Below are 13,782 nucleotides of genomic sequence, written 5' to 3'. Positions count from 1 at the left end.
TAGGCCAGATGCCATCCGCGTTGCAGGGCGTGCAAGCCTTGCCGCCACGGCGTTTGCCACTGAACGGGCGGTTGGGAATGTGATCGCCGCGCTCCGCGGAGCGCCTTGGCTGGCGCAGTCAAGCCGCACTGCGGCAAGCACTTGCGCGATGACCGCGCCTGAGGTTCAAGTCCGCACGGCGTGCGCGCGCTTGACCTGGTACATGGCCACATCGGCCGCGCGCATCAGCGCCGCGATGTCGTAATGCGGCCCGTACTGCACCGACGCGCCGATGCTCGGCGTCACCTGCAGCGCGTGCGTGTTGGCCAGCAGCGGCGCCTGCATGGCGTACTCCAGCCTGCGCACCACCGCTTCCGGATCCGAGGCGTCGTGCACGTGATGCAGCAGCACCACGAATTCATCGCCGGCCAGGCGGGCGGCGAAGTCCTCCGGGCGCAGCGTCTGGCGCAGGCGCTCGCCAAAGCCGCACAGCACCGCATCGCCGGTCTCGTGGCCATAGGTGTCGTTGATCGGCTTGAAGCCGTCCAGGTCGATGAACAGCACCGCCAGCGGCTCGCCGGTGGTGCGCGCGCGGGCCAGGGCGATGTCCAGCTCGACCATCCAGGCCAGGCGGTTGGGCAGGCCGGTGAGCGGGTCGGTGAGCGCGCGCTCCTGCAGCATGCGCGAGAGCCGGGTCTGGGCGGTGACATCGTGCACGGTCAGCAGGAAGCCGGCGCGCTGCGCATCGCCCGGCGCCCGCGGGGCCGCGTCGGGGACGTAGATGGCGTGCATGTGGCGCAGCTCGCCGTGGCGGTCGACCACGTCCAGATCGAACTCGGCCGTCTGCCCGGCCAGCGCCGCATCGACATGCGGCAGGATGCTGGCGAAGTGCTCGGGGGCGAGCACCTCGTCCATGTGCCGGCCGATGACATCGCCGGACGGTCGTCCCAGCCAGTGCGCGTAATGGCGGTTGACGAACTCGTAGCGCAGGTCCTGGCCCACCCGCGCCACCAGCGCCGGCACGTTGTCGGTGATGGTGCGCAGGCGCTGCTCGCTCTCGCGCAGCGCCGACTCGGCCTGGCGCTGCTGGGTGAAATCCTGGATCTGCGAGACCAGGTGCAGCGGCGCGCCATGCGCGTCGCGGATCAGCGACACCGACAGATGGGCGTGGAGCACGTGGCCATCGCGGTGGAAGTAGCGCTTGTCCAGCTGGTAGCTGGTGCGCTCGCCGCGCAGCAGCTCGTCCAGCAGGTTCAGGTCGACGTCCAGATCCTGCGGATGGGTCAGCCGCTGGAAGTCCAGCCGCATCAGCTCGTTGCGCGTGTAGCCGAAGAGCGCGCACACCGCGTCGTTGACGTCCAGCCACCGGCCTTCCAGCGACACCAGGGCCATGCCCTGCGCGGCGGCGGAGAACGCCTCGCGGAAGCGCTGGCCTTCCACCAGCGCCGCCTCCTGCGAGGCGCGCAGGCGGGTGATGTCGTGCATCACCACCACCGCGCCCAGCAGCGAGCCGTCGGGTGCGCGCAGCGGGTCGCCGTTGCAAAGCACCGAGCGCGAAGGCTGCCCGGCGGCCAGGATCACAATCTCGGCCTCCTGCACGTGTTCGCCCGACAGGGCCCGCACCAGCGGGATCTGGTCGGTGCTCAGCGGCGTCCTGCCGTCGGCCTGGAACAGGTCGAAATGCCGGGCCCACTGCGCCTGCGGCACCTTGGCCGGGTCCAGACCGTGCCAGGCGCGCGCCTGGCGATTGAACTGGCCCAGCTGGCCCTGCGCGTCGCAGGTGACCACCGCATCGGGCATGGACTCGAGCAGGCGTTCGAGGGTCTGCTCGCGCGCCTCGGCGTGGTGCAGCACGCTGCGCGTCTCCAGCGCGCCGGTGGTGCGCATGGCCAGCCGCAGCAGGCCCTCGCGCTGGGTCCCGGTGAGCTGGCGCGGCACCGTGTCGATGACACACAGCGCGCCATAGACATGCCCGCCACTGCCGACCAGCGGCGCACCGGCGTAGAAGCGCATGTGCGGCTCGCCCACCACCAGCGGGTTGTCCACGAAGCGCGCATCGGCGCTCAGATCGGACACCTCCAGCAGCCCGCCGTGCTCCAGCGCGTACGCGCACAGCGCCACGTGCCTGGGCGCCTGCGGCAGGTCCAGGCCGACGCGCGCCTTGAACCACTGCCGCTCCTCGTCGACCAGGCTGACCAGCGCGATCGGCGTCTGGCACAGCGAGGCCGCGAGCCAGGTCAGGTCGTCGAACATCGGCTCGGCCGGGGTGTCCAGCACCTGCAGCGCGCGCAAGGCGGCCAGTCGATCGGATTCGGGCGGGGGCGTCGGCTTGGCAGGATCGGCGGGTGCGGACATGCGAACGTCTCGTGGAAGACCGTCCGGCGCGGCGCCGGCCTCGAGGAATTATCGGGCCAGCGCGCCCGGTTCGGAACACAAGCCGGGTCAGCCTGCCTGCGCCGGGTGCATGCCGGGGTGAGCGCCGGGACCGCAGGCACCGGCCGGCCTGAACGTCCGTACAGGACACGCCGACGCAGCGAACCCATCGGCCCGCAGGTGGCTGCAGCGGCGACGCGGCCCGGGTGCCCGGGCGGTGTGCTGTTGCAGCATCGGCAACGGACTTTGTCGCGCAGTGGGCTGTCTGCCCGCGCTGGGGCTGTTTAGGCTGGCCGCTGGATTCTTACCTTAGGCCCCGCCGCCATGACCAACGCCTTCCTGGACGCGCACAAGACGCGTCGTACCCAGTACGCCCTCGGCAAGTCGCTGCCCGTTTCGCACGATGAGATCACCGCGCTGATCAAGGACGCGGTCAAGCATGCGCCGTCCTCGTTCAACTCGCAGAGCTCGCGCGTGGTCATCCTGTTCGGCGCGCAGAGCGAGAAGTTCTGGGACCTGGTGCGCCAGGAACTGAAGAAGATCGTGCCGGCCGACGCGTTCGAGCAGACCGAGAACAAGCTGAGCAGCTTCGCGGCCGGCGCCGGCACCATCCTGTTCTACGAGGATCAGGACGTGGTCAAGGGCCTGCAGGAGAAGTTCGCCCTGTACGCCGACAATTTCCCGGTCTGGTCCGAGCAGTCCAGCGGCATGGCCCAGCTGGCCGTGTGGACCGCGCTGGCCACCGTCGGCGTGGGCGCCAGCCTGCAGCACTACAACCCGCTGCCCGACGCGGCCGCCGCGGCCGAGTGGAACCTGCCGGCCAGCTGGAAGCTGCGTGCGCAGATGCCGTTCGGCTCCCACGAGGCCGAGATCGGCGGCAAGGACTTCATCGACGACGCGCAGCGCTTCCGCATCTTCGGCTGAGCCCCGCCGGGCCCAGGCCGGCGCGCCTTCGACGACAACGCCTCCGCGGCCGCCCGCGGGGGCGTTGTCGTTTTATCCCGCCGCCGCCGGCGCTTGCCCACGCCGGCCCGCCGACGGATAGTGATGCGGTTCCACTTTCGTGTCGGGCGCCATGACACCTGCGCTGTTGCTGCTTGGCTTCGTCCTGCTCCTCGTCGGCGGCACGTGGGCCTGGGCGCGTCGTCGTCGAACGGGCAAGGCCATCGCCGTGGTGGCCACGGCCCCTGCCGCCAGCGCAGCGGCGCCCGCGAAGCCGGACGCGGCGCTGCCGCGCCTGCGTCCGCTGATGCGCAGGCTGTACGCGGCTACCCTGCACCAGCCCGAGCTGGCCGACGCGACCCGGCCCATCGAGGGCCTGCAGGCGCAGGTGCTGCACCAGGCCGATTCGCTGCTGGACTGCCTGGACCTGCAGCCGCAGTACATGCCGCGTCGCCCGAACCTGCTGCCGCAGCTGATGCGCGCGGTCAACGATCCGGACGCCGGCGGCCGCGAGATCGCCGCGATCATCGCCCAGGATCCGGCCCTGGCGACCAACCTGCTGCGCATCGCCAACAGCGCGCTGTACCGCGCCGCCGGCGCCGCCCCGGTGGACACGCTGGAGCGCGGCGTGGCGCTGATCGGCACCGACGGCATCCGCCGCATCGCCGCCACCGCCCTGATGCAGCCGGTCCTGAGCCTGGACGGCGGGATGTTCGCCCAGCTTCCCGCCGCGATCTGGCACTACGCCCTGCACGCGGCCACGGCCGCGGCCGACCACGCCGCACGCCACGGTCGCGGCGACGATGCCCTGTCGGCCCAGCTGCTGGGCCTGCTCCAGGGCCTGGGCGCGGTCGTGGTGCTGCGCGTGCTGCAGGAGACCTACGCACGCCACGACGGCGCCGCGCCGGACCTGGCGGTGGCCGCCGCCCTGCTGGACCGCCACACCATCAACACCGCGCGCACCGTCACCGCCGGCTGGGACCTGCCGCTGCCGATGGCCGAGGCGCTGATGGAGCAGCGCCCGCAGCGCGATGGCCTGGCCCCGGCCACGGCGCTGGGCACCGCGCTGCGCTACGGGCGCCTGGCCGCGGCGCTGGCCGCGCTGGCGCGCCTGGGCCAGATGAGCGAGGCCGATGCGCTGGCGCAGCTGGCCGCGCTCGAACCCGATGCCCAGGCCAACGCGCGCCTGTGGACGCGCCTGCGCGCCGAAACCCCGACCGACTGAAGGCCTCGGCTCAGAACGAGACCTGCGCGCGCACGCCGACGGTATTGCCCGAGTCCGGGCCCTGGTAGCTGCCGACCTTGTTGTCGGTGCGCCAGTGCACGACGTTGAGCATCAGCCGCGCGAAGCTGGTCAGGTACCAGTTGACGCCGAAGGTGAAGGCCTCGCCCTCGCCGCCGCGCGCGGCGTCGGTGAAGTCGTAGTCGTCGTAGCGCGCCAGCACCTCGAACGCGCCCCAGCCGCCCTCGGTCACCGGACGCAGCACCTTGGTGGTGGTCCACACGCCCGAACGCGAGGAGAAGCCCGGCTTCTCGCCGGTCAGCAGCCAGCCGGCGTAGTAGCTGCTGGCCTTCTGCTCGCGCGAGGCCTCGGTGGAGGAATTGATGGTGCGCACCGTGGTCTCGGCGAAGGCCCAGCCGCTGCGCCAGGTGCCGCCGAGCTCCGCGCCCCAGGCGTGGTCGTCGGTGACCCCGGCGATCGAACTGGCGGAGATGGCGACCTGGCCGTTCCAGCCCAGCGCCACGCGCGAGGTCTTGTTGATGCTGGTGATGTCCTTGCCCAGGTCCTCGTACCAGTACCAGCCGCCCACATGCAGGAAGCCGGCGCTGGTCTTGACCGGATTCAAGTGCGCGCGCGCGGTGTAGGCGATGGTGTCGCTGGCGCTGCTGTCGCCGCCGATGTCGTCGCCGGTCACCGCCAGGCTGGCGTGCCAGTTGCTGCCGTAGAGCTTGGTCGTCACGCCCAGGCCGAAGAAGCCGCTCTGCATGCCGCCCACCGAGCCGACCGCGTTGCGCTCCATGAAGGGCGTGGTGGTGCCGCCGGTGGCGCCGTCGATGCTGCGGTCCTTGAGCTTGCTGCCGACGTAGATCTCGGCCGGCAGCCCGCCCAGCCTGGTGTCCCAGGACAGGTAGACGTCCTTCATGGTCACTTCGTTGCCGGCGAAGTCGGCCTCGATCTTGTAGCCCAGCGGGCCGGCCTCGCCCTCGGCGCCGAGTCGGCCGCTGGACATGTCGGTACCGGTGACGTTGCGCGCGTCGAAGCGCGAGCCGTGGGTGCTGGTGAAATCCATCAGCACGCGTCCGCGCGGATGGAAGGTGAAGCGGCCATCGGCGCTCTTGAACTCCGGCCCGCCATCGCTCCAGCTGACGTTGCCGTCGCTCTTGGCGCCGCCGCCGGCGACGGCCATCTGCGCGACCTGGGCCTTGAGGATCGCCAACTCGTCATCGCTGCGCGTGTCGGCCACCGCCGCGGCGACCTGGGCCTGGGTGGGATCGGCCGGCGCTCCCGCCGGCGCCGCGCCCGGCTGGCCGCCTTCCAGCGCCGACAGACGTGCGTTCATGGCGCTGAGCTGTTGCTGCTGCTGCGCGATCTGCTGCGCCTGCAGCTCGATCATCTTGCGCAGCTGCGCCTCGGTGGCGCTGTCGGCCAGCGCCGGGGCGCTGAGCGCGGACAAGGCGCTGGCGATCGCCGCGGCCAGCGCGGCGTGTCGGACGTGCTTCATGGTGAGGATTCCCCGTCGAGGTGCGGCCCGCAGGCCGCGGGTGTCATTCGCCGTCGGCGCCGCCGGACGAAGCAGGATCGGCGCCGGCGCTGCCGGCCGCGCGCATGAAGCCGTGCATGCGCGCCCAGGTGGCGAACAGCCGCGGCCACTGCGCCGGTTCGGTGCCCGGCTTGCCCAGCCCCCAGCTGTGGCCGCCGCGCTCGAAGATGTGCAGTTCCACCGGCACCTTGGCCTTCAGCGCGGTCTGGTACATCAGCAGGCTGTGGCCGACATCGACGATGGGGTCGTCCACCGCCTGGGCCAGGAACACCGGTGGCATGTCGGGGCGCACGTGGTCCTCGACCGAATACGCGGTGCGGAAGTCGGCCTGGGTGGACAGTTCGCGCGCGCTGCGGGTCTTGTCCAGCGGCGGCTTCATCGACACCACCGGATACAGCATCCCCAGGAACGCCGGACGCGCGGACAGCGCATCGGCCGCGTCCACGCGCGGATAGAAATCGTGGTCCCAGCGCGTGGCGATGATGCCGCTCAGGTTGGCACCGGCCGAGGAGCCGATGATGCCGATCCTGTCCGCATCGAAGCCCCACTGCGCCGCATGCTGGCGCATCAGCCGCATCGCCCGCTGCGCATCCTGGAAGGGCGCCTCGGCCTTCCAGCCATCGGCCGGCAGCCGGTAGTACAGCACCGCGCTGGTCACGCCGATCGAGGCCAGCCACTGCGCCATCGGCCGCGCTGCGGTGCCGACCTGGATGCGGAAATAGCCGCCACCGCCGACGATCAGCGCCGCGGTGCCGTTGGGATGCGCGGCGCGGTAGAGCTCGATGCGTGGGTTGGAGACCTGGCTCACCGAACCGGTGGCGCTGCCCTGTTTGCCGATCTTCTCCGGCCCCTTCACCACCTGCGGCAGGCTATTTGCGGGCCAGAGCGCCAGGGTTTCAGTGGAAGGGTCGCTGGCCTGCGCCCACGCCGGCATCACCGCCAGCAACAGGCAGGCCAGGCACCCGCGCATCACGTTTGTCAGTCGCTGCATCGTCCGCCCCTCCCAAGGCTGTCGCGCCCCCGCGCCTGACCTGGAAGACAGACACGGCTGAACCGGAGCGGAGTTATAGACCCGCGCAGCCGCGCGGCAGATAGCACATTGGAGCTAGTGCCATCGGGTTAGACGCGGTGCGACCCGGTGCGTCGGGCGAGCCGCCCCGATCCTGGCGCGCGATGCCGCGGGCCTGTCAGGAGGTACGCCCACGTACCGCCGCAGGGCGCTGCGCGCCGAGCCGATGCTCGCGCCGGTAGCGACCCGGCGAGGTGCCATGGGTCCGGGCGAACGCCGCGCCGAACGCGGCATCCGAAAGAAAGCCCAGCTCCGCGGCGATGCTGGCCACACGCAGTTCGGTGTTGCGCAGGCGTTCGGCGGCCACCTGCATGCGCCAGCGAGCCGCGTAGTCCACCGGCGCACGGCCCACACACTGCTTGAAGCGCGCGGCGAAAGCCGAACGCGACAGCCCGGCCACCTGCGCCAGTGCTTCCAGCCGCCACGGCGTGGCCGGCGCGGCGTGGATCGCGCGCAGCGCCGCGGCGACGGCCGGATCGCGCAGGCCGCCCAGCCAGCCCGGCGGTTCGCTCTCGGCCACATGCCGGCGCAGCGCATGCACGAACATCAGCCGCAGCAGCCCGTTGCAGACCGACTGGCTGCCGACCAGCTGGCCTCGCCATTCGCGGTCGAGCTGTTCCAGCAGCCAGGCCAGCGGCGCATCGGCCTGGCCCGGGTCGCGGATCACCAGCACGGCAGGCAGCAGCGCCAACAGATCGCTGGCCGCCGCGCCGCCCAGTGCGACGCTGCCGCCCAGCAGTTCCACCGCGTCGCCCGGGCCGTAGGTCGCCGCCACGGTCCCGCCTGCGAACACCTGCGCCGCGTCGACCGCCGGCAGGTCCGGTGCGCTGGACAGCACGAACGGCACACCGGCCACCACGAAGGCATCGCCCGCCCGCAGCGGCACCGGCGGCCGGTCCTGCACGGTCAGCCAGCACGCGCCCCTGCGCACCACGTTGAACTTGAGCGCGATGGGCCGGAAGCGCAGCGCCCAGTCTCCTCCGGCCCGCAGCCGCACCGAGCAGGCGACCTCCAGCGCGGCCAGATCGAGCACGGCGGATAAGGCGTCTTCGGGGGCGGGCTGGATGATCACGACAGAAATCAGGACGCTGGAAACTGTTTCATCCTAACGTGCGCGACGACACTGGTGGCCCTTCCCGCAGCGAGGCCCCGCCATGCAGACCCTTCAGCATCCCATCGACAGCCCGTTCGGCGCCGCAAGCACCGCCGAGGACGTCATGGCCGGCATCGACCTGGACGGCCGGCTGGCGATCGTCACCGGCGGTTATTCGGGCATCGGCGTGGTCACCGCCAGGGCGCTGGCGGCTGCCGGTGCGCGGGTACTCGTGCCGGCGCGCGATCCTGATCGCGCCCACCGCGCGCTGGCCGACGTGGACGGTGTCCAGGTGCGCGCCCTGGACCTGATGGACGCCGACACCATCGCCGCGTTCTGCGCGTCGCTGCGCCGGCAGGGCATGCCGGTGGACCTGCTGGTCAACAGCGCCGGCATCATGGCCAGCCCGTTGCAGCGCGACCGCGAGGGACACGAGGCGCAGTTCGCCACCAACCACCTCGGGCACTACCGCCTGGTCTGCGGCCTGTGGCCACTGCTGGCCGCCGCCGGTGGCGCCCGCGTGATCAGCGTGTCCTCGCGCGCGCACCAGCTGGCCGGGGTGACGTTCGACGACATCGATTTCGAGCGACGCGCCTACGACAAGTGGCAGGCCTATGGGCAGAGCAAGACCGCCAACGCGCTGTTCGCCATGGCCCTGGACCGGCGCGGCAGCGGCCACGGCGTGCGCGCGTTCTCGCTGCATCCCGGACAGATCCTCACCGAGCTGGGCCGCCATCTCAGCGCCGAGGAAGTCGCCGCCTTCGACGCGACCGACGAGCGCGGCCAGCCGCGCCTGGACCCGGACAAGGGCATGAAGAGCCTCGCACAGGGCGCGGCGACCAGCCTGTGGTGCGCGACCAGTCCCCTGCTGGACGGGCACGGTGGCGTCTATTGCGAGGACTGCAACATCGCGCCGCCGTCCAACGCAGCGCAGGGCCGCAAGGGCGTGGCCGCCTGGGCCATGGACGCGGCGCTGGCCGAACGCCTGTGGCAGGTATCGAAGGCGTGGACCGGCCTGGAGATCGAATGACCCTGCGCGCGGCGTTCAGCCGTCGGTCGAGACGGTCAGCGCTTCCCACTGCGCCAGTTCGGCTTCCAGCGCCTTCAACTTCTCGCGCACCAAGCGCAGGGCGTCGCTGCCCAGCAACAGATGCGCGGGCGGCGCCGGCGCGTCGATCACCGCGAGCATGGCGCGCGCGGCCTTGCGCGGGTCGCCCAGCTGCTTGCCGCTGACGTCCTGGCGGCGCTGGCGGATGGGATCGAACAGCGCGTCGTAATCGCCGATGCTGCGCGGCGTGCGCACCATCGAGCGCCCGGCCCAGTCGGTGCGGAACGAGCCCGGCGCCACCGAGGTCACGCGGATGCCCAGGTCGGCCACCTCTTTCACCAACACCTCGCCGATGCCCTCCAGCGCGAACTTGCTGCCGCAGTAGTAGGCGATGCCCGGCATGGTGATGAAGCCGCCCATCGAGGTGATGTTGAGGATGTGGCCGGCGCGTCGCGCGCGCATGTGCGGCAGGACCGCCTGGATCATCGCCACGGCGCCGAAGACGTTGACCTCGAACTGCCGGCGCATCTCCTCCAGCGGCGATTCCTCCAGCACGCCTTCGTGGCCGTAGCCGGCGTTGTTGACCAGCACATCGATCGCGCCGAGCTCGGCCTCGATGCCCTCGACGACCGGCACGATCGCCGCGGTGTCGGTGACATCCAGCACGCGGGCGACGGCGCGGCCCGGCGCCAGGGCCTCGAACGCTTCAACCGCCTGGGCGCTGCGCACGGTGCCGACCACGCGATGGCCGGCGGCCAGCGCCTCCTGGGCGAGCGAGCGGCCGAAGCCGCTGCTGACGCCGGTGATGAGCAGGTGTCTTGACGTGGACATGGGCGAACTCCGGTTGTGCGAGAGAGGTGCACAATAGAAGCCGGCTGATGCCTTTCGAAGACCGATCCACATCCGATCCTTGCCTATTCCTATGATCCGCGTTCCATCGCCACCCGATGCGTCCGCCGCCGGGCTGCTGCCGCTGGCACCGCTGGTGCAGGCGCTGGCACCGCGCGAGGGCTACACGCTGACCGCGCTGGAGAGCGTGCGCCTGCTGCGCTCGGACCGGCCGCTGACGCGCACGCCGGTGCTGTACGACCCCGGCATCGTCATCGTCTGCCAGGGCCGCAAGCGCGGCTACTTCGGCCAGCGCATCTACGTCTACGACGCGCACCAGTACCTGGCCGTCTCGGTGCCGGTGCCCTTCACCATGGAGACCGACGCCACCGCGCAGGCACCGCTGCTGGCGCTGTACCTGCACCTGGACTTCCCGCTCGCCGCCGAGCTGATGCTGGAGATCGACCGCCACGGCGGCCCACCCCGGACCGCCGCGCCGCAGAGCCTGCTGTCCAGCCCGATCGATCCGGCGCTGCACCAGGCCGTGCAGCGCCTGCTGCTGGCCCTGGCCACGCCGATGGAGGCGGCCATCCTCGGCCCGCAGCAGCTGCGCGAGCTGTATTACCGCCTCCTCACCGGCCCACAGGGCCCCACGCTGCGCGCGGCGCTGGCGATGCAGGGCCGCTTCGGCCGGATCGGCAAGGCACTGCGCCACCTGCATGCGGCCTACGCGCAGCCGCTGACCGTCGCGCAGCTGGCCGAGGAAGCCGGCATGAGCGCGCCGTCCTTCCACAGCCACTTCAAGGCCGTCACCTGCACCTCGCCCATGCAATACCTCAAGTCCACGCGCCTGCACCAGGCGCGCCTGCTGATGGTGCGCGAAGGCATGACCGCCGCGGCGGCCTGCCACGCGGTCGGCTACGAGAGCCCCTCGCAGTTCAACCGCGAGTTCAAGCGCCTGTTCGGCCTGACCCCCGCGCGCGAGGTGCAGCGCATGCGCGACAGCTTCGCCGTGCCGCCCAAGCAGGCAGTAGCGGAGTATGTTTCGTCGCACTGACAGCGCGACAACCCGTCCACCTTCCAACAGCACTTCGCCCGCCGTGACCACCACGACTACCCTCTATCGCCCCGTCGGCCCTGAAGAACTGGAGCTGCTCAGGCAGTCCGACTTCACCCGTTGGCCGCCACGTTTGCCGGAACAGCCGATCTTCTATCCGGTCACGAACGCGGAGTACGCCGCGGAAATCGCCAGCAAGTGGAACGTCGCGGACAGCGGTTATGGCGCGGTGACCAGGTTCCAGGTCCATTCGCATTTCATGGATCGCTACCAGATCCAGAAGGTGGGCGGTGCCCGTCACACCGAATGGTGGGTGCCGGCCGAGGAACTCGAAGCACTGAACGACCATATCGTCGGCAAGATCGAGTTGATCGAGGAATTCGGCGGCAAGTAGTTGCGCCCTCGTCCGGCGATTAGTCCGGAGCCTGCGACTCGCCATGCTGCACCGCCCTGCGCATTTGTTCCTCCGTCAGCGGCGGTGGGCGGGCAATGGCGGGGTGTTCGTAGGGGCGCATGCCGGTCACCCGCTTGATGCCTTTCCAGGTGTGCCGCAGGCCCTGGTTGATGCCGTAGATCACGTAGCCGCCGTAGCGTGGGTCGAGCGCCATCTGCTCGGGGCTGATGCCGGGGTCGTATGCCTTGTCGAATGTATTGGGCTCGACGGTGACGGGATTCTTGAAGGTATAGAGATCCAGCACCTCCTCGTCCGGACGCAGGGCCTGGACGCGATCGAGAGTGGTGACGGCGGCAGGCGGCGGCGCGGGCTCGGGCGATGCCTGTTGTGCGAAGACCGGGGTAGCGTCGATGCCCGGGGCGAGCGCGGCGCAGGCGAGCAGCCGGGCACGCCAGGGTGCCCGCATGCGCTCGCTCACTCGGCACCGGCAGCGGCGTTGTCCAGGCAGCCCTGCCCATCATCGCCGCAGGCGCGGGCGGCGCGGTCCATCTGCTCCAGGCTCAGCGGCGGCGGGCGCGCGATCGGGGGATGCACCTGGCCCTTGATGCCGGGGATCGCCTGCAGGCCCTTGGCGGCGGCGCCGACCAGCTTGGAGAGGCCATAGGCCACATAGCCGCCGTTCTCGGAGATGTCCTTGACCGACGGCGGCGGCTGATAGGCCTTGGAGAAGGGATTCGGATCGACCTGGATCGGATTGCGGAAGCGATAGAGGTCCAGCACTTCGCCCTCCTCCGGCGGCAGCGCCTTGACCTCGCCCAGGGTGGGCACGTCGCTGCCGGCGCTCAGGCCGGGCGGGGGCGCGGCCGTGTCCTGCGTGTCTTGCGTGGCCTGAACGCCGGCGGAGCGGTCGTCGGGCACCTGTTGCGCACCGGCCAGCGGCGCGCAGGCCAGCAAGGCAAGCCAGAGGCTGCGGACGATGGCGATCCTGCTCAGAGTGCTGCTCCTTGTCGGCCGTCAGTGCGAAAGGCGCCGTTGCACGGCGCGCCAGACTCTACCGCCATCGCCCGGGGCCGCGGGTTGGTTTTTCGTTGCGCGGCCGGCGAGCACGCCCGCCGCGCGCAGGGGCGGTTCAGGCCTGGGGATCGACTTCGGTATCGCCAAGCGCGTGGCGCACATAGAGCTGCTTGACCAGCACGTACAGCACCACCGTCATCGGCGCGGCCAGGACCACGCCCATCGGCCCGAACAGCGCGCCGATGCCGAACAGCGAGAACAGCAGCAGCGCCGGCGGCAGGTCCACCGCGCGCGCCTGGATCAGCGGCTGCAGCACGTGGCCTTCGAGCTGCTGCAGCACCACGAACAGCGCCAGCGTGCCCAGCGCCACCTCCGGCGAGACGGTGAAGCCGAGCAGGATGGCCGGGATCGCCGCCAGCACCGGGCCGACGATGGGAATGAAGTCCAGCAGCGCGGTCAGCAGGCCGATGCCCAGCGCCACCGGCACGCCCAGCGCCCACAGGCCCAGGCCGGTCAGCGTGCCGATCACCGCCATGGCCAGCAGCTGGCCGCCCAGCCAGGCGCGCAGCGCCTTGCCGCTGCTGCTCAGGGCTTCGTCGGCGACCGGGCGCTGGTCCAGCGGCAGCAGGCGCAGCACGCCGCGGCGGTAGAGGTCCGGCTGCGCGGCCAGGTAGAGCCCGCCGACCACCATCAGCACCGCGTCGGTCACCCCGCGCCCGGCCGACATGACGAAGGCGCCGGCGTGCGCGGCCAGGGTCGAGGCGCCCTGGCGCAGCTGCTCGGGCAGACGGTCCAGCTGCGGCCCCAGCGGGCTGGCCTGCAGCCAGGCGTGGAACTTGTTCCAGGCCGCCGGCAGGGTCTCGCGGAAGGTGTCGATCTGCCCGGCCACCTCGGTGCCGAACAGGGTGAAGATCCCGGCCAGCACCACCACCAGCACGGTGACCACCAGGCCCAGCGCGGCCCAGTCGGGCACCCGGATCCAGCGCCGCACCAGCAGGGTCAGCCCGTGCAGCAGCACGGCCACCACCACCGCGCCGAACATGATCAGCAGCAGCTCGGACAGCTGCCAGGCCAGCAGCGCCAGCGCGGCGATCGCCAGCACGACCAGCACGCGCGCCGCGAACGGCCGCAGCGGGGAAGAAGGCACAGGGGTGGCGGTCATCCAGGACGATCCAGGTGGGCAAGTGCGCAGACAGTAGCCGCAACCCCGGTCGAAACGAAGC

General features: G+C 71.2%; 13 protein-coding genes. 5 read left to right on the top strand and 8 right to left on the bottom strand.

The window, feature by feature from the left end; genetic code table 11:
* Nucleotides 1-165 precede the first annotated feature (165 nt).
* Complete coding sequence (locus LAJ50_RS00380) at nt 166-2,334, bottom strand: diguanylate cyclase (RefSeq protein ID WP_130551350.1); 2,169 nt, start codon at nt 2,332-2,334, stop codon at nt 166-168.
* A 342-nt stretch (nt 2,335-2,676) separates the two neighbouring features.
* Here LAJ50_RS00380 and LAJ50_RS00375 point away from each other — a divergent pair, with 342 nt between their 5' ends.
* Nucleotides 2,677-3,276, top strand: a complete 600-nt coding sequence (locus LAJ50_RS00375) for a nitroreductase family protein (protein ID WP_130551351.1) — start codon at nt 2,677-2,679, stop codon at nt 3,274-3,276.
* A 151-nt stretch (nt 3,277-3,427) separates the two neighbouring features.
* On the top strand, nt 3,428-4,519 hold the full coding sequence (locus LAJ50_RS00370) for an HDOD domain-containing protein (RefSeq protein ID WP_138653902.1): 1,092 nt from the start codon (nt 3,428-3,430) through the stop codon (nt 4,517-4,519).
* A gap of 10 nt (nt 4,520-4,529) precedes the next feature.
* Here LAJ50_RS00370 and LAJ50_RS00365 read toward each other — a convergent pair whose 3' ends face one another.
* The 3 genes from LAJ50_RS00365 to LAJ50_RS00355 form a co-directional block, all read right to left on the bottom strand.
* Nucleotides 4,530-6,017, bottom strand: coding sequence for a porin (locus LAJ50_RS00365; RefSeq protein WP_138653900.1), 1,488 nt, complete (start codon nt 6,015-6,017; stop codon nt 4,530-4,532).
* A 43-nt stretch (nt 6,018-6,060) separates the two neighbouring features.
* A complete protein-coding gene (locus tag LAJ50_RS00360) occupies nt 6,061-7,047 on the bottom strand; it encodes an alpha/beta hydrolase (protein WP_138653898.1) in 987 nt (328 codons plus the stop codon).
* A gap of 196 nt (nt 7,048-7,243) precedes the next feature.
* Complete coding sequence (locus tag LAJ50_RS00355; protein ID WP_205961539.1) at nt 7,244-8,197, bottom strand: AraC family transcriptional regulator; 954 nt, start codon at nt 8,195-8,197, stop codon at nt 7,244-7,246.
* Between the two features lie 82 nt (nt 8,198-8,279).
* Here LAJ50_RS00355 and LAJ50_RS00350 point away from each other — a divergent pair, with 82 nt between their 5' ends.
* Complete coding sequence (locus tag LAJ50_RS00350) at nt 8,280-9,248, top strand: oxidoreductase (protein WP_138653896.1); 969 nt, start codon at nt 8,280-8,282, stop codon at nt 9,246-9,248.
* Between the two features lie 15 nt (nt 9,249-9,263).
* On the opposite strand, the gene LAJ50_RS00345 is transcribed toward LAJ50_RS00350, so the two are convergent.
* Entirely contained in the window at nt 9,264-10,097 is an 834-nt protein-coding gene (locus LAJ50_RS00345) for an oxidoreductase (RefSeq protein ID WP_138653894.1), read from the bottom strand.
* 91 nt (nt 10,098-10,188) lie between these two features.
* Here LAJ50_RS00345 and LAJ50_RS00340 point away from each other — a divergent pair, with 91 nt between their 5' ends.
* Entirely contained in the window at nt 10,189-11,151 is a 963-nt protein-coding gene (locus tag LAJ50_RS00340) for an AraC family transcriptional regulator (protein ID WP_138653892.1), read from the top strand.
* A 43-nt stretch (nt 11,152-11,194) separates the two neighbouring features.
* Entirely contained in the window at nt 11,195-11,545 is a 351-nt protein-coding gene (locus LAJ50_RS00335) for an ADP-ribosylation/crystallin J1 (protein ID WP_224096418.1), read from the top strand.
* A gap of 19 nt (nt 11,546-11,564) precedes the next feature.
* On the opposite strand, the gene LAJ50_RS00330 is transcribed toward LAJ50_RS00335, so the two are convergent.
* From LAJ50_RS00330 to LAJ50_RS00320, 3 genes are all read right to left on the bottom strand, one after another.
* Nucleotides 11,565-12,011, bottom strand: coding sequence for a hypothetical protein (locus LAJ50_RS00330; protein WP_138653888.1), 447 nt, complete (start codon nt 12,009-12,011; stop codon nt 11,565-11,567).
* 8 nt (nt 12,012-12,019) lie between these two features.
* A complete protein-coding gene (locus LAJ50_RS00325) occupies nt 12,020-12,463 on the bottom strand; it encodes a hypothetical protein (protein WP_138653886.1) in 444 nt (147 codons plus the stop codon).
* A 211-nt stretch (nt 12,464-12,674) separates the two neighbouring features.
* Nucleotides 12,675-13,658, bottom strand: a complete 984-nt coding sequence (locus LAJ50_RS00320) for an AI-2E family transporter (protein WP_138653958.1) — start codon at nt 13,656-13,658, stop codon at nt 12,675-12,677.
* Nucleotides 13,659-13,782 lie beyond the last annotated feature (124 nt).

Origin of the sequence: Pseudoxanthomonas sp. X-1 (assembly GCF_020042665.1) — a bacterium.
GTDB classification, from domain to species: domain Bacteria; phylum Pseudomonadota; class Gammaproteobacteria; order Xanthomonadales; family Xanthomonadaceae; genus Pseudoxanthomonas_A; species Pseudoxanthomonas_A spadix_A.
This window is presented reverse-complemented; position numbering and strand designations above follow the sequence as displayed.